This is a genomic window from Gammaproteobacteria bacterium (assembly GCA_009845905.1).
In the GTDB taxonomy this organism is placed as follows: domain Bacteria; phylum Pseudomonadota; class Gammaproteobacteria; order Steroidobacterales; family Foliamicaceae; genus Foliamicus.
Genome location: VXYS01000004.1, coordinates 567,231 through 591,109, shown reverse-complemented (window position 1 = coordinate 591,109; position 23,879 = coordinate 567,231). Strand labels below are relative to the sequence as shown.

Here is a 23,879-nt window from a genome sequence, read left to right as displayed (position 1 = left end):
CGAATGACAGCCGGCGCGCGACCGCTGGCGGGGCATACGCCGATGATGCGGCAGTACCTGCGCATCAAGGCAAAGCACCCCGATGCCCTGCTGTTCTACCGCATGGGCGATTTCTACGAGATGTTTTTCGGCGACGCCGAGCGTGCGGCCGTGCTCCTGGACATCGTTCTGACCACTCGCGGACAGTCGAACGGCGAAGCGATTCCCATGGCCGGCGTGCCGGCGCATTCGGCCGATTCGTACATCGCCCGGCTGGCGCAAATGGGCGAATCGATAGCCATTTGCGAGCAAATCGGCCGCCCCACGCCATCCGGCGGGCCGGTGAAGCGCGAGGTCGTGCGGCTGGTTACTCCCGGCACGCTGACCGAGGAAGCCTTGCTCGACAGCAGTTCCGAGAACCTGGTGGCGGCCCTGCACGGGAAGGACGGCGGTTACGGGCTGGCCTGGATGGAACTGAGTTCCGGCAGTTTTTCGATCACGGAATGCCTCGGGCTGGAAGAACTTGAGGGCGAGCTGCAACGATTGCGGCCCGCCGAATTGCTGGTCGGCGAGGGAACGCGGCTGCCGGAGGCGCTGCCCGGCCGGCCCGCGGTTCATGAACGGAGGAACTGGCAATTCGGTGCCGCTTCCGCGCGGCGTTCGCTTCTGGACCAGTTCCGCGTGCATAACCTCGATGGATTCGGCGTCGAGGACATGGACCTGGCTATCGCCGCGGCCGGATGCCTGCTGGACTACGTCAGGGACACGCAGCGCGGCGCCTTGCCTCACGTGCGCGCGCTCAATGTGGAGCGGCCCGGCGACGCGCTCCTGATGGATGCGGCCACGCGCCGCAACCTCGAACTGGACCGTTCGCTTTCGGGGCGGGACGAATACACGCTGGCCGGCATCGTCGATCGTTGCGCCACCCCGATGGGCAGCCGGCTCCTTCGGCGCTGGATCCATCGACCCCTGCGTTCCCACGAGGTCTTGCGGCTTCGCTACCAGGCCCTGGAGGAATTGCGCGGCGAGCAGGATGGGTGGCGGGAGTCGATCCGGGAAGTCGGCGATCTCGAGCGTGTTCTGGCGCGACTGGCCATCCGCACGGCCCGTCCGCGCGACCTGGAGCAGTTGCGGTCCGCCCTGAAGTCCGCGCCGCCGATGCGCGAGCGGCTCACGGCGCTGGACGCTCCGCTCCTGCAAGCCCTGGCGGAGCGCATGGAAACATCGCCGGACGGACTGCGCCTGCTGGCGGAAGCGCTGGTCGAGCATCCCGCCCCCAGGATTCGCGACGGCGAGGTGATCGCCGCCGGATACAGCGCGGAACTGGATGAATTGCGCGAAGTCAGCAGCAATGCGGACGCCGCCCTGCAGGACCTGGAGAAGGAGGAACGCGAAAGCAGCGGCATCGCCAACCTGAAGCTGGGCTATAACCGCGTGCACGGTTACTACATCGAGCTTCGCCGCAGCCAGGCGGACGAAGCGCCGGAGCACTACATCCGCCGTCAGACCCTGAAACACTCCGAGCGCTACATCACGCCGGAACTCAAGCGCTTCGAACACCGGGTACTGGGCGCGCGCGAACGCGCCCAGGAGCTGGAGGTGAGGCTGTACGAGGAATTGCTGGAGAAACTGTCCCGGTGGCTCGCGGTCTGGCAGGACCTGGCGGCCGCCGTGGCCGAAACCGACGTGCTGGTCAACCTGGCCGCCCGCTCGCTGGAACTGGGCTACGCAAGGCCGGAACTTGTCGATCGGCCGGGGATTCGGCTGAGGGCCAGCCGCCACCCGGTGGTCGAGCGCGCGCTGGACTCCGAATTCATCGCCAACGATCTGGCGCTGGACGACGACACCCGCATGCTGATCGTTACCGGCCCCAATATGGGCGGCAAGTCCACCTACATGCGCCAGGTTGCACTCATCGTGATCCTGGCGCACATCGGCAGCTTCGTTCCCGCGGCAGAGGCCGAGATCGGGCCGCTGGACCGCATATTCACGCGCATCGGCGCCGGCGACGACCTGGCCGGGGGGCGCTCCACCTTCATGGTGGAAATGACCGAAACGGCGAGCATCCTGCACAACGCCACCGGACAGAGCCTGGTGCTGATGGACGAGGTGGGCCGCGGCACCAGCACCTACGACGGCCTTTCGCTGGCCTGGGCGGCGGCCGGTTATATCGCCGAGCGCCTGCGCAGCTTCACCCTGTTTGCGACCCACTACTTCGAACTGACCGCGCTGGCCGAAACCGCTGCGGCCTGCGCAAACGTCCATCTGGACGCCGTCGAGCACGCCGGAACGCTGGTGTTCCTGTATTCCGTGCGCGACGGCCCGGCGGATCGCAGTTACGGGCTTCAGGTAGCGGCATTGGCCGGTGTTCCCAGGCAGGTCATAGCGTCGGCAAGAGGGATGCTGGAGGACCTGGAGCAGCGCTCCGGCCGGTTGATTGAGCGCGGGCAGGCGCAATTGCCGCTCACGCTCGATTCCGGGAGACAGGGCGCCGGCCCCGCGCGGGAGGGCGTCCCGCCCTCCGCGAAGACGGGACGCCTTGGCCCGAAGGCTATTCATTCAAGAGCGGAGCAAATGCTGGCCGCGGTTGATCCCGAACGACTCAGCCCGCGCGAGGCGCTGGAGCTGCTGTTTGAACTGAAAGCACGAAGCGGGGGAGAAGATGACCGAACGGGAGATTAGCCGCCTTGCGCGTGAACTGGGCGCCCGGTTGCTGGAGCGGGGCGAGACGCTGGCGCTGGCCGAGTCCTGCACCGGCGGCTGGGTGGGGCAGGCGATCACCGGGCTTCCGGGAAGTTCGGGCTGGTTTGAAGCCGGGTTCGTGACGTACTCCAACGACGCCAAAAAGCGCTTGCTGGGAGTCAGCCCGCAAACGCTGGAAGAGTTCGGCGCGGTCAGCGCCGAGACGGCGCTGGAAATGGCCGCCGGCGCGCTTGAGCGCGGGCGGACGCACTGGAGCCTGGCCGTGACCGGCATTGCCGGACCCACCGGCGGCACGGCGACGCGCCCGACAGGCACGGTGCTGTTCGCCTGGGCGGGCCGCAACGGGCTGCTGGAAGCGGAAGCCATGCGCTTTGACGGCGACCGCCGCGCCGTGCGGATGCAATCGGTGGCGCATGCGCTGGAAGGACTGCTGAAACGCGTCGAGGGGACGGCCGGGGACTGATGCGAAAGGCCTTTTTTCGACGGTTTCGGGTGCGTGCGCCAATAACCCGCTCAACCCGGAGAATTGCCGCCGTGCAATTCGCCGAGGCTATGGAATAATCTCGGTACAGGGACCAGAGCGGGAGCACTTGAGCACGATGAACGACAATCGCAAACGGGCGCTGGCGGCGGCGCTTTCGCAGATCGAAAAACAGTATGGCAAGGGCTCCGTAATGCGCCTGGGCGGCGAGGGCGCCGTGCACGATGTGGAAGCCGTTTCCACAGGCAGCCTGGCGCTGGACCTGGCCCTGGGGATCGGCGGGCTGCCGCGCGGCCGGGTGGTGGAGATCTTCGGCCCCGAGGCTTCGGGGAAAACGACGCTTACGCTCAGCGTGGTCGCGCAATGCCAGAAAGCCGGCGGCACGGCCGCGTTCGTGGACGCCGAACATGCCCTGGACCCGATCTACGCGGGGCGCCTGGGCATCAACGTGGACGATCTGCTGGTCTCGCAGCCCGACACGGGCGAGCAGGCGCTGGAGATCACCGACATGCTGGTGCGCTCCGGAGCGGTGGACGTTGTGGTGGTCGATTCGGTCGCCGCGCTTACCCCCAAGGCCGAGATCGAGGGCGAAATGGGCGACACCCACGTGGGGCTGCAGGCCCGGCTGATGTCGCAGGCTCTGCGCAAGCTGACCGGCAACATCAAGCGCTCCAACACCATCGTGATCTTCATCAACCAGTTGCGGATGAAGATCGGCGTGATGTTCGGCAACCCGGAGACCACCACCGGCGGCAACGCGCTCAAGTTCTACTCCTCGGTGCGCCTGGATATCCGCCGAATCGGGGCGATCAAGCAGGGCGACGAGGTGATCGGCAACCGCACCCGCGTGAAGGTGGTCAAGAACAAGCTGGCGCCGCCGTTCAAGATGGCCGAATTCGACATTCTGTTCACCGGCGACCAATACGGCGTCTCGAAAGCCGGCGAGCTCATCGACCTGGGGCTGTCGAAGAACCTGATCGTGAAATCGGGCGCCTGGTACAGCTACAAGGACGGGCATATCGGGCAGGGCAAGGAAAAGGCGCGCAGCTACCTGCACGAAAATCCGGACGTTGCCGACGAACTGGAGGCGCAGATCCGGGGCGCAGAGAACACAGCGGAGGAACCGGTAGAGGCTGCGAGTGCCTGATCGTTCCGGCCGCCGGGAGCGAGGGCGTCCCGCCCTCGACACAGCTCTGAACCTGCTGGCCCGGCGCGAACATTCGTTGCGGGAATTGCGAACCAAACTCTCCGTGCGCGGCTACGAGGCGGGCGAAATCGCCCGAACGCTGGACAGGCTGGCCGGGCGCGATCTGGTCAGCGACGAACGTTTCGCCGAGGCTTTTCTGCGTTCCCGACTCGAGCGCGGGCAGGGGCCTCTGAAGATACGCGCGCAACTCAGGGAGCGGGGCGTGGAAGCGCCGCTGGTTGACGCAGTCCTGAACGAAGCGGAAGTCGATTGGGACCGGCGCGCGGCGGCCGCGCGCAGCCGCCGCTTTGGTGAACCGCCACCCGGGAATCGGGAGGACATGGCGCGCCAGGCAAGGTTCCTGCGGGGGCGCGGGTTTTCCGAGGGGCAGGTTGCGCGCGCAGTGCTGAACGAAACCGTGCGATGAAGACTGCCGAAATACGCACCGCGTTCGTGGAGTTCTTTACCGGGCGCGACCATCGGCATCTGTCCGGATCGCCGCTGGTTCCGCACAACGACCCCACGCTTCTGTTCACCAATTCCGGGATGGTGCAATTCAAGGACATCTTTCTTGGCCGCGAGCAGCCGCCGCACCCGCGGGCCGTGACCGTGCAGCGCTGTCTCAGGGCCGGCGGCAAGCACAACGACCTGGAGAATGTCGGCTACACGGCGCGTCATCACACGTTCTTCGAGATGCTGGGCAATTTCAGCTTCGGCGACTACTTCAAGCGGGAGGCCGTACGCCTGGCCTGGGATTTCGTGACCAGGGACCTGGGCCTGCCGCAGGAGAAGCTTCTCGTAACCATCTACGAGGACGATGACGAGGCGGCCCGGTGCTGGCGGGAGGAGGCCGGGCTCGATGACTCGCGCATAATCCGGCTGGGCGGTTCCGGCAACTTCTGGTCGATGGGCGATACCGGTCCCTGCGGCCCCTGCTCGGAAATCTTCTACGACCACGGACCGGAGGTGGACGGCGGCCCGCCGGGCAGCGCCGAGGAGGACGGCGACCGCTTCGTGGAGATCTGGAACCTCGTCTTCATGCAATACGACCGCGACGCCGAAGGCCACCTCACGGACCTCCCGAAGCCCTCGGTGGATACCGGCATGGGACTGGAGCGCACCGCCGCGGTGCTGCAGGGTGTAAGCAGCAACTATGAAATCGACCTGTTCCTCGACCTCATTGCCGCCGCCGCCGAAATCACGGGTACGGATGATCGTGGATCCAACTCGCTCAAGGTCATCGCCGATCATGCGCGTGCAGCGGCCTTTCTCGTGGGCGATGGCGTTTTTCCGTCCAACGAGGGGCGGGGCTACGTGCTGCGCCGCATCATTCGGCGCGCGCTGCGGCACGGCCATGAACTCGGCGTCAACGATGCCTTCCTGTACCGGATGGTGGGGCCCATTGACGAGGCGATGGGTGCGGCCTTTCCGGAACTGGCGGAATCGCGCGAGCTGGCCGAGCGGGTGCTGCGTTCCGAGGAAGAGCGGTTCGCGGCCACCCTGGAGCAGGGCATGCGCTACCTGGACCGGACTCTGGAGGACGTGCGCGACGGGGTGATTCCGGGCGAAAAGGCCTTCGTGCTGTACGACACCTACGGTTTTCCCGTGGATCTCACCGCCGATATCGCGCGCGGCCGCGGTCTTTCCGTGGACATGTCCGGTTACGATGCCGCGATGGCCAGACAGCGCGAGCGGTCCCGCAGCTCTTCCGGCATGCGCGCGCAGCAAACCAATACGCCCGGAGGCGGGGGCATCCCGCCCTCGATAGTCCCCGCGAGTGAATTTACGGGGTATGAGCGTCTGGAGAACCCGGCGCGCGTGATCGGAATCCGCATCGGCGGCGAGGCGGCAGAGCGGGCGGAGAAGGGCAAAACCGCCGAAATAGTGTTGGACCGAACGCCGTTCTATGCCGAAAGCGGCGGGCAGGTGGGCGACACGGGAGTACTGGACGGGCCGGGACTGCGCTTCGAGGTCCGGGACACGCAGCAGACTTCCGCAGGACGCGCGCACATCGGCGTCGTCGCCGAGGGGACTTTGGGCGTGGGCGACGAGGTGACCGCCACGGTGGACGCCGGGCGCCGCCGGGACATCGTGCTGAACCATTCGGCCACGCACCTGATGAACGCGGCGCTGCGCAAGGTGCTCGGGAAGCACGTGGCGCAGAAGGGATCCCTGGTGGCGCCGGACCGCCTGCGTTTCGATTTTTCGCATTTCGAAGCGGTTTCGCCGGAAGACCTGGAGCGCATAGAGGACGAAGTCAACGGGCAGATTCGCGCCAACGAGCCCGCCGTGACCACCGAGATGCCGATCGATGTGGCGATCGAGGCCGGCGCCTTGTCGATGGCCGGCGAAGACTATGCGGAAAAGGTCCGGGTGCTGAAGCTGGGCGATTACTCGATGGAACTGTGCGGCGGTACGCATGTGGGCCGCACCGGCGACATCGGTCTGTTCGCCATCGTGTCGGAGTCCTCCGTCGCCGCGGGCGTGCGCCGCATCGAGGCGCTCACGGGTGCGGGGGCTTTCGAGTGGGTGCGCACCTTGCGTCGCCGGATGGGCCGCCTCGCGGGCCTGCTCAAGGGCGGCGCCGAAGATTCGGAAGAGAAACTGAAGGCGCTGATGAAGCGCGCCAGGGAACTTGAGAAGAACCTCGCGCAAGCGCGTGCGCGGCTGGCCGAAGGGGGTGGTTCGGCGACTGTGCCGGTCACGCAAATCGCCGGAATAAATCTGATCGCCGTGCAACTCGACGGCGACGCCGATATGGATACGATGCGCAACGCGGTGGACCGCTACCGCGATCGATACGACCCGGCAGTGGTGATTCTCGGCGCGCGCGACGACGGCAAGGCGCGGATCGTCGCCGGCGTGAGCAAGGGCATCCGGGAAAGCGTGCCGGCGCGCGATCTGGCGCGGGCGGTTGCGGAGCGATTGGGTGGCAAGGGAGGCGGTCGGGCGGACTTTGCGCAAGGCGGCGGGCCCGACGGCGAGGAACTTGAGCGGGCGCTCGAAAGCGTGCCGGAATGGCTGGAGGAGCGCCTCGGGGAAACCGCCGGCTAACGCCTGCAGGCTTTCCGCGCCATACAATTGGGTCGTTTCGGCCCGGATCGAATGAAATGAGCCTGTTGCGGGATCAGCCCAGTTTCACGCTGGGCGTCGAGGAGGAATACCTCCTGGTGGACGCGAAAACACTCGAGTTGGCGGTGGACCCGCCGGCCGGTTTCATGCCCGCCTGTCAGAAACAGGTCACGGGGCAGGTCGTCAACGAACTCATGCGGGCCCAGGTGGAGACCGCCACCAAGGTCTGCGCCGACGTTGCCGAGGTGCGCCGGGAACTGACCCGGCAGCGGCGGGAAATCAATGCGGTGGCCGAGCAGTTCGGGATGCGGATCATCGCCGCTTCCACGCATCCGTCGGCGCTGTGGCGCGACCAGAAGCAGACCCCGTCGCAGCGCTACGTGGCGCTGCAGAAGGAAATGCAGGCCACGGCCCGCCGCATGCTGATTTGCGGGATGCACGTGCACGTGGGCATTGAGGACAAGGACCTGCGCGTGGACCTGATGAACCAGTTCCGCTATTTCCTGCCGCATCTGCTTGCACTCAGCAGTTCCTCGCCGTTCTGGGAGGGTGACGACACCGGCCTGAGCAGCTTTCGGCTGACCATTTTCTCGGGCTTGCCGCGCACCGGCCTTCCGGAAGAGTTCAACGGCTGGAGCGACTACGAGCGCCACATCGAGACGCTTGTCCAGGCCAATGTCATCGAGGATTCCTCGATGATCTGGTGGGACGTGCGGCCCAGCGCGCGCTTTCCCACACTGGAGACGCGCATTTTCGACCTCTGCACTTTCGTGGAGGACACGGTGTGCATGACGGCCTTCACCGTCTGCCTGATCCGCATGCTGTGGCGCCTGCGGGTCAGCAACAGCCGCTGGCGCAGCTACAACCTGTTGCTGCTGGAGGAAAACCGCTGGCGGGCGATGCGCTACGGGCCGACCGACAGCCTGCTGGACTTCGGCAGGGGCGAGATGGTGCCGTTTTCCGACTTGCTGGACGAGCTGATCACGATGATTCGCCACGACGCGGAGTTCTTTGACTGCAAGCTGGAAATCGAACACGCGCGCACGATTCTCGAGCGGGGCACCAGCGCCAGCCTGCAACTGGCCGCCTATCGCCGGGCGCTGGACGAAGGCGCCAGCGAACAGGAAGCGCTGCGCGAGGTCGTGCGCTTCCTGGTCGAGGCCACGATGGATGGCTGCTGATTCGTTGTTGTTCCCCGCCGCCTGCCGCGTGTCGGTGGCGCCCATGATGCAGCGCACCGACCGGCACTGCCGCTATTTCCATCGGCTGCTGACGCCGGAGGCCGGCCTGTACACGGAAATGGTCCATGCGCAGGCCGTCGTCCATTCGACCGACGGTCGCTTCCTGCACCATCATCCCGCTGAGCGGCCCCTCGCCCTGCAACTCGGAGGCAGCGAACCCGAAGCGCTGGCCGAAGCGACGGCGCTTGCCACGCAGGCGGGTTTTGACGAGATCAACCTGAACGTGGGCTGCCCCAGTTCCCGTGTCAAGGCCGGCCGTTTCGGCGCCTGCCTGATGCATGAACCGGAACGCGTGGCTGATTGCGTGCACGCGATGCGCGGGCGGGCCGGGGGCCGGCCCGTAACGGTCAAGACCCGCATCGGGACCAATCACCGGCAGGAGTTTTCGCATCTTCTGGCGTTCGCGCGCGCGATGCAGGAAGCGGGAGTCACGGCCCTGATCGTCCACGCCCGTATCGCCGTCCTGGAGGGCCTGTCTCCGAAAGAGAACCGCAACGTGCCGCCCCTGCGCTACGAGTTCGTTTACCGGCTGAAGCAGGCCATGCCGGACCTGCCCATCGTCATCAACGGCGGTATATGCGCCAACAGCGAGATTGCTTCGCACCTTCAACGCGTCGACGGCGTGATGCTGGGACGCGCCGCCTACTCCAATCCCTGGCTTCTCACCGAGCTGCCCGGCGCGTCGCGGCAGCCGAGGACCCGCGCCCGGGTGGTTGAGGCGATGGTGGAGTACGCCCGGCGCGAGGGGCAGAGCGCAGTGAGGCTCGGTGCGATCACGCGGCACATGGCGGGGCTGTATTCGGGCAGACTCGGCGCCGGAGACTGGCGGCGGGCCCTGGCGCGGCATGCGCCGGCGCCCGCGGGCGAAGCGCGCGTACTGCTTGACTGCATTCCCGATCGCTTGCGCTACGCCGCCTGAGACGGCCGGGAGGGCGGGACGCCGCGAGGGTCAGGCCCTCGCTCCCAGATTAGCCCAGGGCGGCGGCCACGCGGTCGCGTTCGGCGTAGAGTTCGGCGGGTACGCGGTCGCCGTATTGGGCGAGGTAATCGGCGATTTTCCTCATTTCCTCGCGCCAGCCCGCCGTATCCACGTCGAGCAGATCGTTCATGGCCTCGGGAGCGATATCGAGCCCCTGAAGGTTGAGGTTCTCGCGCCGCGGCAGATTGCCCACCGGCGTTTCGCGCGCGTCGGCGCGTCCCTTGCGCCGGTCGAGAATCCACTGGAGCACACGCAGGTTCTCGCCGAATCCCGGCCAGAGGTAGTCGCCCGCCTCGTCCTGCCGGAACCAGTTGACGTGATATATCCCCGGTAGCCTGTCGCTGCGACCGCTGAAACTCAGCCAGTGCTTCCAGTAGTCGGCGAAGTTGTAGCCGCAAAACGGCTTCATGGCCATCGGGTCGCGCCGCAGTCCGTTGTCGGAGTCGCTGGATGCAGCCGTGGATTCCGAAGCCATGGCGGCGCCCATCAGCACGCCGTGGCGCCAGTCACGCGCCTCCATGACCAGCGGCGCCAGCCTCGCCCGGCGCCCGCCGAAGATCAACGCGGATAGGGGCACGCCCGCCGCGTGTTCGGCCATGGGCGAATAGCTGGGATTGCATTGCGCCGAGACGGTGAAGCGGGAGTTGGGATGCGCGGCCTTTTCACCGCTCTTCATCGGTTCCCCCTTCCAGTTCAGCACCGGGACGCCGAACTTGCGGCCTTCCCACCAGGGCTCCTTCTCGCTGCTGAGCCCCACATTGGTGAAGATCGCGTCCCGCTGGAGCATTTCGAAGGCGTTGTTGTTGGTGTCGCGGTTGGTGCCGGGCACGACGCCGAAGTAGCCGGCCTCCGGATTGATGGCGCGCATCACGCCGTCGTCGTCGAGATGCAGCCAGGCGATATCGTCGCCGACGGTCCGGACCTGCCATCCGGGAAATTGTTCCGGCGGAATCAGCATCGCCAGGTTGGTCTTGCCGCAGGCCGAGGGAAAGGCAGCCGCGACATAGTGCTTCTCGCCCGCCGGATTCTCGATCTCCACAATGAGCATGTGCTCCGCCAGCCAGCCCTCCTGGCGCGCCTGCCAGCTTGCGATGCGCAGGGCGTGACATTTCTTGCCCAGCAGCGCGTTGCCGCCATAGCCGGAACCGTAGCTTCGGATGCTCAGTTCCTCAGGGAAGTGCATGATGTAGCGCCGCTCGGGATCGAGTTCGCCGATCGAGTGCATTCCCTTCACGAATTTGCCCTCGCGCTCGATCCGATCGAGCGCCTGCGCGCCCATGCGTGTCATCAGGTACATGTTCACCGCAACGTAGGCGCTGTCCGTGACCTCGATCCCGCAGCGCGCATACGGCGAGTTGATCGGCCCCATGCAGTACGGGATTACGTACATCGTCCGGCCCCGCATGCAGCCCTCGAAAAGTCCGTCCAGCAGCCGGTGCGCCTCGTGAGGGGCCATCCAGTTGTTGTTGGGTCCTGCGTCCTCGCGATCCTCGGTGCATATGAAGGTGAGGTTCTCCACCCGGGCCACGTCGGAAGGGTCGGAGCGGTGCAGGTAGCAATCCTCGAACTGCCCGTCGTTTATGGGAATCAGACCGCCGTCGCGCACCAATTGCGCTACGAGCGCATCGTATTCTTCCCGGGAGCCGTCGCACCAGTGAACGCGGTCGGGCCGCGTAAGGCGAGCAACCTCCTCCACCCACTGACGGGCGCTGGAAGCAGTATTGGGAATCACTCCGGTTATGTAACCGTTCGGCGCGTGAAGAGCGCAAGAATATACGATTTACGCCCCCGAGTGGGCGCCTACGGCGATATTTTTGGCTTCAGACACTAAACAGCCGGAGCGGATGAACCGTCGCCGGATTCACTCGTAGCGAGCAAGTCGAATGGGGAATGATCCTGTGGCGTACGATGCTTGACATATTACGCGGCGCATACTAGCGTAGCCGTGTGATCCAGTCGTATGCCGACGGCGCGACCCGGCGGTTGTTTGAGGATGATCGGCGTCGCGGCTTTCGCGGCCTCGACTATGAGCGGGCGCTGATGCTGCTCGACGCGCTTGATGCGGCATCTTCGCTTGCCGCCCTGCGGGCCTTACGGGCAACCCGCCTTCATGCGCTCAAGGGGCCTCGCAAGGGCCACTGGGCGATGGTCGTTAACGCACGTTGGCGCATCACCTTCAGGTTTCGTGGAGGCGACGCCGGCCAGGTCAGAATCGAGGACTATCACAAAGGCTGAATGGAGAGTCCACTATGCCAAGATTAAGAACACATCCGGGGCGCGTCTTGAAGGCCGAGCTGGCGGCGCGGGACATGAGCGCAAACAAGCTGGCGTTGGCGCTGCGCGTTCCCGCGAACCGGATCACGGCAATCCTGCGTGGGGAGCGCGCCGTTACGGCGGAGACGGCGGTGCGCCTGGGGCGCTTTCTGGGCACCGGCGCCGCATTCTGGATGAACCTTCAAGCATTGCATGACATCTCAGTGGTTGAGACCAGGCAGGGAGAGGCCATCGAGCGAGAATTGGCAGGCGTGCTTGGCACCGGTTCAGCCTGATGCACATTCACATGCGCGGCGCGCGAATGCAGTGAAGAACGCGTTGTACTTTTGCTCTGAATGCGGGGCGGAGAGCCTCAAGTGGCAGGGGCAATGCGGCGCCTGCGGCGCGTGGAACACGCTGCGCGAGGCGCCCGCCGCGCCCGTGCGTTCGGGAGGGAAATCCCGCAAGCCCACCGCCGCCGAGGTCGTGCCACTGAACGAAGTGGCCGCGCAACCGGGCCAGCGCATGGCCACGGGAATGGGCGAGTTCGACCGGGTCCTTGGCGGCGGCCTGGTGAAGGGTTCGGTCGTGCTGCTTGGCGGCGACCCTGGAATCGGCAAGTCCACCATTCTGCTGCAGGTGGCCGGCGGCAATCCGGCGAGCGCGCAAACGCTCTACGTGAGCGGCGAAGAGTCGCTGGAGCAGCTTTCGCTGCGCTCGCGGCGCCTCGGGCTGGCCGACGCCGGAGTGCGCGCGATCGCCGAGACTTCGCTGGATGCCGTGCTTGCGGCAGTGGAGGCGGAGCGGCCCGCGTGGCTGATCATCGATTCCGTACAGACGCTGAGCCTGAACGATGTCAGCTCCGCTCCCGGCTCGGCGGTTCAGTTACGCGAATGCACAGCCGCCCTGGTACGGCTGGCCAAGACCCGCGGAATTGCCGTCACCCTGGTGGGGCACGTGACCAAGGAGGGCCAGATCGCCGGGCCGCGCATGCTGGAGCACATGGTGGACGTGGTGCTGTATTTCGAAAGCGAGTCCGGCAGCCGGTTCCGCGTGCTGAGGTCGGTCAAGAACCGCTTCGGCGCGGTCAACGAACTCGGCGTGTTCGTCATGGATTCCGCGGGGCTGAAGCAGGTGCGCAATCCCTCGGCGATCTTCCTGACCGGCCGCCAGGCCGGCGCGCCCGGCAGCGCCGTGACAGCCTGCCATGAGGGCAGCCGGCCGATGCTGCTGGAAGTCCAGGCGCTGGTGTCCGACGCCGGCGCCGGCATGGCCCGCCGGGTCAGCCCCGGCATGGACCACAATCGCCTCGCCATGCTGATGGCCGTGTTGGCGCGGCACTCGGGCGTGGCGGCTTACGACCGCGATGTTTTCGTGAACTTCGTGGGCGGTCTGCGAGTTTCGGAGACCGCCGCCGACCTCGCGGTGGCGGCGGCGGTATGGTCGAGCGTGCGCAACCAGGCCCTGCCGGACGGCCTGGTGCTGTTCGGGGAACTTGGGCTTTCCGGCGAGGTGCGCCCCGCCCCCTACGGCGAGGAGCGCCTGCGCGAAGCGGCCAAACTCGGCTTCAGGCGCGCCGTGATCCCCGCGGCGAACCGCCCGCGCAAATCTATCAGCGGCATCGACATCATTTCCGTAAAACACTTGAACGAAGCCCTGAAAGCTCTGTCAGGGGCTGCCTGAAGTGAGCGCCCGGTACGGAACTCTTCGTTCCGCTTCCGCATTCTGTTTCGATCCGCGTTGACCCTCCCGGAGAACGAATAAGGTCCATAAAAGCTTGATATGATTGGTGATTCATGCTATAGTTCAGGTTCATCAACGGACTGATACGGAGCCTCGAAATGGACCTTCATCACTCTGCTTCCCACGCCCCTGTTCGCGACGCTGAGCCTCTTCCCGCAGACGCTGTTTACCCTTCTCCCGACGCCGACGTGCGGATGGCCGAGCGGCAACGCGAGGAGAAGGCGCTCGGCGCGCTGGAGGTGCAGATCATGGAGCTGTGGGGGAACATCAACGCGGCCACGGCGCGATTCCTGGAGTTGATCGCGGAGTTCGACCGCCGGGAGGGCTGGGCCCAGCACGGCATGGCGAGTTGCGCCCAGTGGCTTGGCTGGCAATGCGGCATCGGCCGGGTGGCGGCGACGGAGAAAGTGCGCACGGCCCGGGCCCTGGAATCGCTGCCGAAGATTCAGGCGACCTTTGGCGAAGGCCGGCTGTCGTATTCGAAGGTGCGTGCGCTCACGCGGGTGGCGACGATTGAGACGGAAGACACCTTGCTGCACATTGCGCTGAACGGTACGGCGGCGCATGTGGAACGCACGGTACGGGGCTTTAGGCGGGTGAAGCGGCATCTCGAGCGCGCCGAGGCCGAAGCCCTTCACGATCAGCGCCACCTGTTGTGCTGGCGGGAGAGCGACGGCAGCGTCACGCTTAACGCCCGCCTGACGCCGGAGGCGGGCGAGTTGCTGTTCAAGGCGCTGGACGCGGCGCAAGCGCAACTGGAAGAGCGGAGTGAGGAGTCGCTGAAGACCGAGCCTCCGATTCCGGTCGATGGAGATGTTTCCGCGGATACACCTTCTCCAAGCGTCGGTCAGCGGCGCGTGGATGCCTTCGAGCACATGGTCCAGCGGTTTCTGGCCGGTGGCGGTTCACGTTCCACTGCCGGCGCTCACGAGGTCGTGGTGCATATCGCCCACGACGCCTTGTGTGACGTGCCGGAAAGCAGCGGTGCGTCGTTTGACAACGGCCGTCCCGTGGTGGTGGAGACGGCAAGGCGGCTGGGTTGCGACGGCGCCCTGGTCGGCGTGGTGGAAGGCGCCAAGGGCGAACCGCTGGCGGTCGGTCGCAGGACACGCGCCGTCCCGCCGGCGATCCGGCGCGCACTGCGCGTTCGCGACGGCGGCTGCCGCTTTCCGGGATGTGATCGTTCCCGCTTCGTGCACGCGCACCATATCAAGCATTGGGCCGATGGGGGAGAGACTGCCCTTAACAACCTCGTGACCTTGTGTTCGTTTCATCACCGGCAGGTGCATGAAGGAGGTTATGCGGTTCATGTGGACGAGGGCGAGATCCGGTTCACGCGCCCGGATGGTGATGTGATCCCGCCGGCGGGCAAGTTGCACAGGGGGTGTTTCCGCGGAAACACTTGCGCCAAGCCCGGAAACACCTGCGCAGTCACGGGCGCGGAGCAGCTCAAGGCGTTCAATAGGGCACGCGGTCATACCATCGACGCCCAAACCGCCCGTTGTCGCTGGCGTGGGGAGCGTATGGACTATGACATCGCCATCGATGCGCTGTGTCGGCGCTGGGAGTTGCAAGGCGGCCTCGCAAAAAGTTGAACGGAACTCACGGGGGACAGTCCGCGTAGGGAAATCTGAAGTATGGGACGCAATGAGAATGTGAAGTTGCCGGGGGGCTATGCGGAAAATGCCGGACCTTACGCTCGGAGGCTTGCGGAGCGGGTTCTGACTACGCGCGGTGTTGCGCGGCGGCCCGTGATTGTGGGGATGAGCGGGGCGCAGGGGTCGGGCAAGACCACGTTTGCGCATTTCTTCGCTGAGTGGCTCGGTCGTGAAGACGGGGTTTATGCGGTGTGTTTTTCCCTCGACGATGTCTACCTCACGAAATCTGAGCGCGAGGAGCTTGCCCGCCGCGTGCACCCGCTGCTGGAAACGAGAGGCGTTCCCGGCACGCACGACGTTGCGCTGGCGCACCGGGTCCTGGATGCGCTGACGCATCCCGGCGCTGCCCGGAAGATCGACGTGCCGGCATTCGACAAGGCGACCGACGACCGGTCGCCCGAGCGGGACTGGCGGAGAGTGGATGCGCCGGTGGATGTCGTGCTGTTCGAGGGCTGGTGCGTGGGGGCGCGGCCGCAATCATCGGAAGCGCTTGGCGATCCCGTCAACGAGGTGGAAGCGGCGGAGGACGGTGATGCGGTCTGGAGGACGGGGGTCAACGAGCGCCTGCGCACGGACTACGCGGAACTGTTCGCGCGCCTGGACATGCTGATCATGTTGCGTGTTCCGTCGTTCGACAGCGTCTTCGAGTGGCGCGCTCTGCAGGAGCGCAAGCTGCGCGAGCGCCTGCAGGATGCCCCCGCGGAGTCCGAAGGGTCGTCGGGCCTGTCGGCGTCAGGGCTACCGCGCTTCATTCGGCACTACGAGCGCCTGACGCGCCACATGCTGGAGACGATGCCGGCCTATGCGGATGTCGTGATCGACATCGACGCAAACCACCGGATGACGGGTTCTAGAGAGGGTCGCGGATGAAGGTGGGCTGATCGCGAGTGGAGCGCTCGGGATCGTAGCGGTAGCCAGCCTCGGAGAATTCCAGCAGGCCCTTGGCGAAGCGCATGCGACGTTCGATGATGAAGCGCGCCATCATGCCGCGCGCGCGTTTTCCGAGGAAACTCACGAATCGGTACTTGCCGCCGCGGAAGTCCAGAAAGCGCGGAGTGATGACCCGTCTGCCCACGTTCGAAAGGTCCAGCGCGCTGAAGTACTCCTTGGACGCCAGGTTGACCAGCACCGGCGTGCCGCTGGCCTCCACCGCCTCGCGGACGGATTCGGTCAGGCGGTCGCCCCAGAAGTCGTAGAGGCTGGACCCGGACGCCGTACTCAACGGCGTGGACATCTCGAGGCGGTACGGCTGAATCAGGTCCAGCGGCCGCAGGACCCCGTGCAACCCGGAAAGAATGCGCAGGTGCCGCTGCGCCCAGCCAAGGTCGCGCCCCGAAAACTCCCAGGCGCGCAGGCCCTGATAGGCGTCGCCGTTGAAGGCCAGGACCGCCGGGCGGGCGTTCCTGCGGCTGAAGGGCTCTTTCCAGGCCGAGTAGCGGTCCACGTTCAATTTCGCCAGATTGTCGCTGATGCCCATCATCCGCGAGAGCTCGGGCGCCTCGAACTCGCGCAGGCGCTCCACCAGGTTCGCGGAATCTTCGAGAAAATCGGGGACGGTGTGTCGGCCGCGGGGGAGACGCGACTCAAAATCCAGTGACTTGGCGGGAGACAGGATGGCGAGCATTTCTAGATTCCGGTTTGGGTTGCGGATGTCGGGGGTTCGGCCGGCGCCTTGGCCTGCATGACGCGCACGCGGTCCACGGCGTTCTCGGACGTTTCCAGCACTTCCATCGGGAAACCGCCCAGTTCCAGACACTGTCCCTGTTGCGGAATATTACCCAATTTGTCCAGTATCAGGCCGTTGAGTGTCTTCGGGCCGTAGGTCGGCAGGCGCCAGCTCATGCGGCGGTTCAGCAGCCGTATGTTGGCGGCGGCGTCCACCAGCCAGCCACCGTTGCCGTCGGGCTGGACCTCGTCCTCCTCCGCTTCCTGCGAACTGTCGCCGATAAGGCCGCCGGAAATCTCGTGCAGCAGGTCCTGCACGCTTACCAGGCCCTGGATGTCGCCATACTCGTCGACGACAAGGGAGGTTGCGCCGCCGCCGCGGCGAAAGTCGGAGAACATGCGGGTAAGCGAGGTGTGCTCGAACACGTAGTGCGGCGTTTCGAGGAACTCTTCGAGACGGCGTCGATTCAGGCCATTGGAGCCGTTGGCCTGAAACAGCTTGCGCACATGCAGCATGCCCGCCACGCTGTCGAGGTGCCCGCGGTAGCAGGGGAGCACGGAGTGGCTGCTGGCCCGAAGCTGTCGCACGACCTCCGGCCATTCCTCCTTCAGGTCGATGCCCTCGATCTCGCCGCGCGGCGTCATGATGTCCTCGATGGTCAGCGCTTCGAGTTCCAGCACCGCCAGCAGCATCTGCCGGCGCCGGTTGGGAATGCGGCCTCCCGACTCGGTGACCAGCGTGCGGAGTTCCGCCACGGTGAGGTCCTGCCCTTCGTCCCTGTCCGGACGCACGCCGGTCAGGCGCACCAGGAACCCTGCGATCAGGTTGACGGACCAGACGACCGGCCCCAACAGCCGCTGCAACGGGTAGTAGATGCGGCTGGCGATGAGCGCCAGTTTTTCCGGGCGCGCCGCCGCCCATGTCTTGGGCGTGATCTCGGCGACGATCAGGACGATCAACGTCAGCAGTATGGTGCCCGCCACCGCGCCCATCATGCCGCCCACTCGCAGTGCGAGCACCGTCCAGATGAACGCGGCAAAGAAGTTCACGAGGTTGTTGCCGAACAGGATCAGCCCGAGCAGCCGGTCGGGCCGGCTCAACAGCCGTTCCGCGAGTTGCGCGCCGCGATGCCCCTCGCGCGCGCGATGCCTGAGCTTGTACCGATTGACCCGCATGAGCGCGGTCTCGGTGCCGGAGAAAAAGGCCGACAGGGCCAGCAACAGAAAGAAGATGCCCAGAAGGGCGGGTAGTGGGATGTCGTCGCTACTCAAAACGAGTCGTGCGGTAGCCAAACACGGCGAAAGGAGAACATGAGCAGGCAGCCGATGTCAAGTATTCGCGCCGGGAGAGAGGACGTCCCGCCCTCGTCGCGAGCGCCTCGGCGGCTGTGATATGTTCAGCGAAGAAATGACACTCTGATGTCTGTCGACCGGGGGCGATTGGGGAAGATCATGATTACGCGGCGCGATGTGCTGAAGACAGGGATCGGGGCGGCGGGAGCTGCCGGTGCTGCTGCGGCGCTCGCGGTTCCAGCCCCAACTGGAGCGACGGAACTTACGCCAAACAATCTTGCAGAGCGCGTAAAGCGTGTCCGCGTCGGGCCGCTGATGAACCTGGAACAGGCCTACCGGGTCATGGAGGAAGAGCAGCTGGACGGCCTGGTGCTGGCGGAACCGATCAATGTCTTCCATCTGACGGGCCACTGGGGGTCGTTGGCCAAAATGGGCTACCCGGCGCCCGCGTACGCGCTGCTTTCGAAGGACCAGCGCCAGGCCCCCGGCCTCGTGATGGCCCAGTTCATCTACTACTACACCTATGCGGACGGTTATTTCGACTTTCCGCTGCAGACCTGGCTTTTTTCCGGGTGGGACAGGCGCCTGCAGGACGACGGCAATGCCGCCGCCAGGGACGGTGAGCCGCCGGCCAATCCGGCCTACATCTTCGAGGACAAGGGCGAGGTGGATCTGCGGGAGATTGAAGTGCACCGCCGCGGCACATTGCACGCTGCCTTGTCGGAACAGAAGCTAAGCGCGGATGCGCGGTGGGCGCTGGTCAATGCCGTAAAGGGCATGGGCCTGGACCGCGGCCGGATCGGCGTGGACCACCTGGTCGTGAACGCGATATTCGAAACCGCGGGCCTGGACGCCGTTCCTGTGTATGCCGACCGGGCCTTGCGCCGGATCCGCGCGATCAAGTCGCCGGGCGAGATCGAATTGATGACCTTCTCGGCCCAGGCGAACGCCGAGGCCGCTCTTGTGGCGGCCCGCGCCGCGCGCGCCGGCGCCACCTACCAGGAACTTCGGGCCGCGTTCTTTTCCGAGGCGGCAAGGCGCGGCAATCTCGGCGTTTTCATGCAGGTGGACACGATCGGAGCGGAGACCGGCGACGGCGAGTTCCGGGAAGGGCAGGCGTTTCAGATCGACTGCGTCAGCCACGGCTTTCACTATCACGGGGACTACGGCCGAACGGTGTTCCTTGGCGAACCTGCGCGCTCGATGAAGCGCGCCACCGACGCCATCGCGCTCGGCTGGGACGCGATCATGGAAGCGCTGCGGCCCGGTCTGCGCTATTCGGAGATCCGCCCCATCGGGATGGAGGCGATCAGGAAGGCCGGCTACGACCTCGACGTGGCGTTCACGCCGCACAGCGTGGGCCTGATGCACACCGACGATCCGGGGCGCGCCGACAGCCCCTTCTACGTCAAGGAGGACGTGGTGCTGGCCGAAAACATGATCATCAGCGTGGACTGCCCGGTGCGCAACGTGGGCCTGGGCGGTTCCGCCCACCTGGAGGACCTGACGCTGATCACCGCCGACGGCGGCGTTCAGATCAACGATATTGGCGACCGCGTGATCGTCGTATAGATGTAACGCTCACGGGCGCGATTTCACGCGCGCCCGTGAGCGTTACGGACCGCCCCGGGGCCTAGAAGTCCCAGACGGCTCTCAGGTAGTAGTAACCGCCGTTGTACCCGAAGGGCGAGGTGTCCGGCCAGATGAGTCCGGAAGTATTGGACCGTTCCTCGGGATACTCGTCGAGTATGTTTTCGGCGCCAACGATCAAACGCACGGCGTCATTGAACTGGTAGCCGACCTCGACGTCCACGACGGTGCTCGCGTCCACGTCGAAGTAGTTGCTGCCGTCATCGAGCGTGAACTCTTCGTAGCCGCCGTAGTAGCGCACGCGGGCCAGCAGGTCCCAGCGGTCCTGTGAATGACTGAAGGAAAGCGTAAAGCGATTGGAGGGCGTGTTCCCCTCCAGCTGGGTGACCCGCTTGTCGTTGATCACGTCCGGGTCGCGCTCGTCCACCTTGGTGTCGGTCCAGTTGGCCGCCAGGCTCAGATTGGTCTCGCCCATGCCGAAGTCCAGCGGATAGGTGGCGACCAGGTCGATGCCCTGGGTGGTGGTGGTGAAGTTGTTGGTGTAGAACCGCACCGCGGTAAAGGCTTGGGCATCGGCCACGCCTGCGGCCAGCAGCTGTTGAATGTTTTCCCGCGAGAGGTTTTTCTCGGAGCTTCTTGCGATCCTGTCCTGGACCTCGATGTTGAAATAGTCCACCGTGATGTCGAGCGCGTCCAACTGGATGACCGCGCCCACGGTGAGGTTCACGGCTTCTTCCGGCGTGAGCGGCTGGGCGCCCACGATGGCGGCCGCCGGGTGGGTGGGCGGCAACGTGGCCTCATCGGCGAGCATGCCGCCGGTGAATGCCGTGGTCACGTTCAGGATGTTCGCCTGGCCCACCGTCGGCGCGCGGAACCCGGTGCTGGCCGCAGCGCGCAGAGCCACGGTTTCGCTGATATCGAAACGCCCCGCCACCTTGCCGTCGAAGGTGTTGCCGATATCGGCATGGTCCTCGTAGCGGCCGGCCACCTGGAAGGTGAAGGTGTCGGTTACTTCGATTTCCACGTCCCCGTAGGCTGCGTAGCTGTTGCGGCCGAACTCTCCTGCCAGCCTCGGCCCGAACCCGGTGAATCCGTTGGAGCCGATTCCGAAGCCCTGCTGGGCCAGCCCCCCGGGACTGTCATCGAGGAACCAGGAGTTCTCATCGCCGCTTTCCACCTTGAATTTCTCCCGGCGGTGTTCGACGCCCATCGCGATATGCGCGGGCAGATCGCCGATCGTCATGTCCCTGGTCACGTCGAAGTTCACCGTGTAGTCGGTTTGCGTATAGGAGCCGGGGAAGTAATTGATCGGGATTTCCGTTCGCTGGCCGTGCGGCAGCTTGGCCAGCAGTTGCGGGTTGATGGTGTGGCGCATCGTGAAATCGACATCGTTCACGCCGAACACGGCGCTGGCGTCGAACGACCAGTCGCCGATCAAGTCGCCGCGAACCCCGAACGCCGCGGAATAGTCGGTCAGAATGCCACCGAACCTCGGAACGAAGCCGCCGGGAAACGCCGAAATGAAGGAGAAGCAATTGGGGTCGGCCTCAACCGCGGCAATGTCGTCGGGATTGGCCACATTGTTCATTATGCGAATGGGCGGGCATGCGTGGTCGTCCAGAATCCCTCCGGGGGACAGGTCGGCGACCTTCACGGTCTTGTACTCTACGCCGTCAATCGTGACATCGGGACCGGCGAAGACGCCGCTGCGGGTGTGCGGATTACGGAAGTAGAACCCGCCTTCCATCTTGCGCTTGGCGAAGTTTCCGAATGCGTAGGCTTCGCGCCCGCCACCGAGATCGAGCCCGAGATTGGCGAACATCTTGTAGTCGTACTCGAATTCCGGCGCGCCCCACACCATGACGTTGGGGTGGAACACGTGCGGATAGTTCGGGTCCGGGATGTACGGGTTGCCCGCGTCCACCAGGCCCTGGGCGTCGCTGCGCTGCACCGAGCGATCGGTGGGGTCGGACTGCTTGTACTCGAAGCTGAAATTTGCGAATCCGTTGGAGGTGAGCGGAAGGCCGAAGTTGGCCGCGACGTTCAGGGCGTCGCCATCGCCTTCAAAATAGGTGCCGTATTTGGCGGTGATCGTGCTTCCCTCGGCCTCGTCCCTGAGCGTGAAGTTGATCACGCCCGCGATGGCGTCCGAACCGTATTGCGAGGCCGCTCCGTCGCGCAGGACTTCAACGCTCTTGACCGCGATGGCCGGGATGGAGGAAAGATCGGGACCCTGCGAGCCGTCGGCCACGCCGTTGCCGAGAAAGGTGATGACCGCGGCGCGATGGCGTCGCTTGCGATTGACCAGCGCGAGGGTTGAATCCGGAGGCAGCCCGCGAAGCCGCGCCGGCCGGATCAGCGTGGCCGCGTCGTTAATGGCCTGCTGATCAACGTTGTAGGAAGGCACGACGGCCGCGAGCAGAGCGTCCATGTCGGTCGGTCCCTGACTGCCGAGATCGTCTCCGCCGATGTAATCGACCGGCACCAGCGAAGCTGTCGCCGACCTGCCTTCGCGGCGGCGCGTTCCCAGCACCACGATTTCGTCAATCGCGCCGGAGGCAGCCTCCGCTGCGTCCTCCTGGGCGGTGGCCGGAGCCGTTGCAAGTATGCCGACCAGCGGCAGGGAAAGGGCAAAGGAGAGGACTGAAATGCGTTTCATTGTTTGTTCCCCCGAGTAGAAAACAATGCATCAGAACAGCGAGTAATAGTACACCAAGGCTTTGCGCCCTCATTGCTGTATTCTTTTGGCCGTTTCCGGCGCGGGAAAGGGGCGCAGGCCATGAAGCAAAGAGGCGGGTGGACCGGAGCGATATTGATGGCAGGATTATTTGCAGGCGCAGCCGGCGCGGACACCGAGGCGGACCTTCTGGAACGCTCTCGGGCCATCCACGATCGGGTGATCGCCATCGATACCCACGTGGACATCCCGCCGGACTTCGGCACGGAGGCGTACGATCCGGTGCGGGCGAAGCCTCCCGGCCAGCAGGTGGACCTGCCGGGCATGGAGCAGGGCGGACTGGATGCGGCGTTCTTCATCGTTTTCGTGATGCAGCGCGAACGCAGCGAGTCCGGCTATGCGCGCGCGATCGCCGACGCCTTCGTCAAGTACGCGGCCATCCGCAAGATGACGGACGTCGACTATTCCGACCGGATCGGACTGGCGCTTACCGCCGCCGATGTGCGCCGCATACACGCTGAAGGCCGGCGCGTGGCGCTGATCGGTATCGAGAACGGCTTTTCCATAGGCCGCCACGTGAACCTGCTCGACGTCCATTTCGCGGCCGGCGCCCGCTACCTGGGACTGGTGCACAACGGCCACAACGACATCGGCGATTCCGCCGTCCCCAACGTGGCGCTGGGCGAGCCCAGGGCGGAACATGGCGGGCTGAGCGAGTTCGGCCGCGCGGTGATCCGTCGCGCCAACGAATTGGGGATCATGGTGGACATATCCCATGCCTCGGAAGCCACGACCATGGATGCGATCGAAGCGTCCGGGGCGCCGGTGATCGCCTCGCACTCGGCTACCAAGGGCGCCTTCGCGCATGCGCGCAACCTGAGCGACGAAGCGCTTCTGGCGATGCGGGACAACGGCGGCGTGGTGCAGATCGTGGCATTCGATTCCTATCTGCGCGAGACTCCGCCGGAAAAAATCGCCGCCATGGGCGCGCTGTACCGGGACATGAGTCTGAGGAATGCCGGCGATTTCGCCCGCATGTCCCCCGAACAGCGAGAGAACTACTACTCACGCCTGAGTGAGATTACCCGCATGCCGCCCCGGGCGTCGGTGAAGCACCTGGCCGATCACATCGACTACGCGGTCGGGCTGATCGGGATCGACCACGTGGGGATTTCGTCCGACTTCAACGGCGGCGGGGGCATCGAGGGCTGGGACAACGCCGGCGAAACCCTGAACGTTACGGTGGAACTGGTGCGGCGCGGTTACTCCGAGGAGCAGATCGCCAAACTCTGGGGCGGCAACCTGCTCAGGGTGATGGAAGCGGTCGAGTCGGTCGCGGCGGATCAGGGCTGACAGGCC

General features: G+C 65.4%; 18 protein-coding genes. 14 read left to right on the top strand and 4 right to left on the bottom strand.

Annotation, left to right across the window (positions count from 1 at the left end; translation table 11 throughout):
* The first annotated feature begins 3 nt into the window (after positions 1–3).
* The 7 genes from mutS to dusA all read left to right on the top strand — a co-directional run bounded on the left by mutS (position 4) and on the right by dusA (position 9,581).
* Positions 4–2,661: a DNA mismatch repair protein MutS gene (mutS, locus tag F4036_04120; protein ID MYK36929.1), complete on the top strand. Its 2,658-nt coding sequence runs from the start codon at positions 4–6 to the stop codon at positions 2,659–2,661.
* Positions 2,642–3,145: a CinA family protein gene (locus tag F4036_04115; protein MYK36928.1), complete on the top strand. Its 504-nt coding sequence runs from the start codon at positions 2,642–2,644 to the stop codon at positions 3,143–3,145. Before mutS ends, F4036_04115 begins: the two co-directional genes overlap by 20 nt.
* Positions 3,146–3,281: 136 nt before the next feature.
* Positions 3,282–4,310: a recombinase RecA gene (recA, locus tag F4036_04110; GenBank protein MYK36927.1), complete on the top strand. Its 1,029-nt coding sequence runs from the start codon at positions 3,282–3,284 to the stop codon at positions 4,308–4,310.
* Positions 4,303–4,776, top strand: coding sequence for a regulatory protein RecX (locus tag F4036_04105; GenBank protein ID MYK36926.1), 474 nt, complete (start codon positions 4,303–4,305; stop codon positions 4,774–4,776). The genes recA and F4036_04105 overlap by 8 nt, the downstream gene beginning before the upstream one ends.
* On the top strand, positions 4,773–7,403 hold the full coding sequence (gene alaS, locus F4036_04100) for an alanine--tRNA ligase (GenBank protein ID MYK36925.1): 2,631 nt from the start codon (positions 4,773–4,775) through the stop codon (positions 7,401–7,403). Before F4036_04105 ends, alaS begins: the two co-directional genes overlap by 4 nt.
* A 56-nt stretch (positions 7,404–7,459) precedes the next feature.
* A complete protein-coding gene (locus F4036_04095; GenBank protein ID MYK36924.1) occupies positions 7,460–8,602 on the top strand; it encodes a carboxylate-amine ligase in 1,143 nt (380 codons plus the stop codon).
* A complete protein-coding gene (dusA, locus tag F4036_04090) occupies positions 8,592–9,581 on the top strand; it encodes a tRNA dihydrouridine(20/20a) synthase DusA (GenBank protein MYK36923.1) in 990 nt (329 codons plus the stop codon). Before F4036_04095 ends, dusA begins: the two co-directional genes overlap by 11 nt.
* Before the next feature lie 49 nt (positions 9,582–9,630).
* Here the strand turns inward: dusA and F4036_04085 are convergent, their stop codons facing one another.
* On the bottom strand, positions 9,631–11,370 hold the full coding sequence (locus F4036_04085) for a phosphoenolpyruvate carboxykinase (GTP) (GenBank protein MYK36922.1): 1,740 nt from the start codon (positions 11,368–11,370) through the stop codon (positions 9,631–9,633).
* Positions 11,371–11,588: 218 nt separating this feature from the next.
* Here F4036_04085 and F4036_04080 point away from each other — a divergent pair, with 218 nt between their 5' ends.
* From F4036_04080 to F4036_04060, 5 genes are all read left to right on the top strand, one after another.
* Positions 11,589–11,876, top strand: coding sequence for a plasmid maintenance system killer protein (locus tag F4036_04080; GenBank protein MYK36921.1), 288 nt, complete (start codon positions 11,589–11,591; stop codon positions 11,874–11,876).
* Positions 11,877–11,890: 14 nt separating this feature from the next.
* On the top strand, positions 11,891–12,190 hold the full coding sequence (locus F4036_04075; protein ID MYK36920.1) for a HigA family addiction module antidote protein: 300 nt from the start codon (positions 11,891–11,893) through the stop codon (positions 12,188–12,190).
* Complete coding sequence (gene radA, locus F4036_04070; GenBank protein MYK36919.1) at positions 12,108–13,577, top strand: DNA repair protein RadA; 1,470 nt, start codon at positions 12,108–12,110, stop codon at positions 13,575–13,577. The genes F4036_04075 and radA overlap by 83 nt, the downstream gene beginning before the upstream one ends.
* A gap of 158 nt (positions 13,578–13,735) precedes the next feature.
* Positions 13,736–15,232 (top strand): DUF222 domain-containing protein, encoded by a 1,497-nt coding sequence (locus tag F4036_04065; GenBank protein MYK36918.1) that lies wholly within the window; start codon positions 13,736–13,738, stop codon positions 15,230–15,232.
* Between the two features lie 42 nt (positions 15,233–15,274).
* Positions 15,275–16,165 (top strand): hypothetical protein, encoded by an 891-nt coding sequence (locus F4036_04060; GenBank protein ID MYK36917.1) that lies wholly within the window; start codon positions 15,275–15,277, stop codon positions 16,163–16,165.
* Here F4036_04060 and yaaA read toward each other — a convergent pair.
* The gene (gene yaaA / locus F4036_04055; GenBank protein MYK36916.1) at positions 16,146–16,919 is read right to left on the bottom strand and encodes a peroxide stress protein YaaA; all 774 of its coding nucleotides are present in this window, start codon (positions 16,917–16,919) and stop codon (positions 16,146–16,148) included. The two genes, F4036_04060 and yaaA, sit on opposite strands and share 20 nt — an antisense overlap.
* 2 nt (positions 16,920–16,921) lie before the next feature.
* The gene (locus F4036_04050) at positions 16,922–18,232 is read right to left on the bottom strand and encodes a DUF21 domain-containing protein (GenBank protein MYK36915.1); all 1,311 of its coding nucleotides are present in this window, start codon (positions 18,230–18,232) and stop codon (positions 16,922–16,924) included.
* Between the two features lie 147 nt (positions 18,233–18,379).
* On the opposite strand from F4036_04050, the gene F4036_04045 reads away from it, so the two are divergent.
* The gene (locus F4036_04045) at positions 18,380–19,825 is read left to right on the top strand and encodes a M24 family metallopeptidase (protein ID MYK36914.1); all 1,446 of its coding nucleotides are present in this window, start codon (positions 18,380–18,382) and stop codon (positions 19,823–19,825) included.
* Positions 19,826–19,886: 61 nt separating this feature from the next.
* Here F4036_04045 and F4036_04040 read toward each other — a convergent pair whose 3' ends face one another.
* Positions 19,887–22,502, bottom strand: coding sequence for a TonB-dependent receptor (locus F4036_04040; GenBank protein ID MYK36913.1), 2,616 nt, complete (start codon positions 22,500–22,502; stop codon positions 19,887–19,889).
* A 120-nt stretch (positions 22,503–22,622) separates the two neighbouring features.
* Here F4036_04040 and F4036_04035 point away from each other — a divergent pair, with 120 nt between their 5' ends.
* Positions 22,623–23,873 (top strand): membrane dipeptidase, encoded by a 1,251-nt coding sequence (locus F4036_04035; protein MYK36912.1) that lies wholly within the window; start codon positions 22,623–22,625, stop codon positions 23,871–23,873.
* The last annotated feature ends 6 nt before the right edge of the window (positions 23,874–23,879 follow it).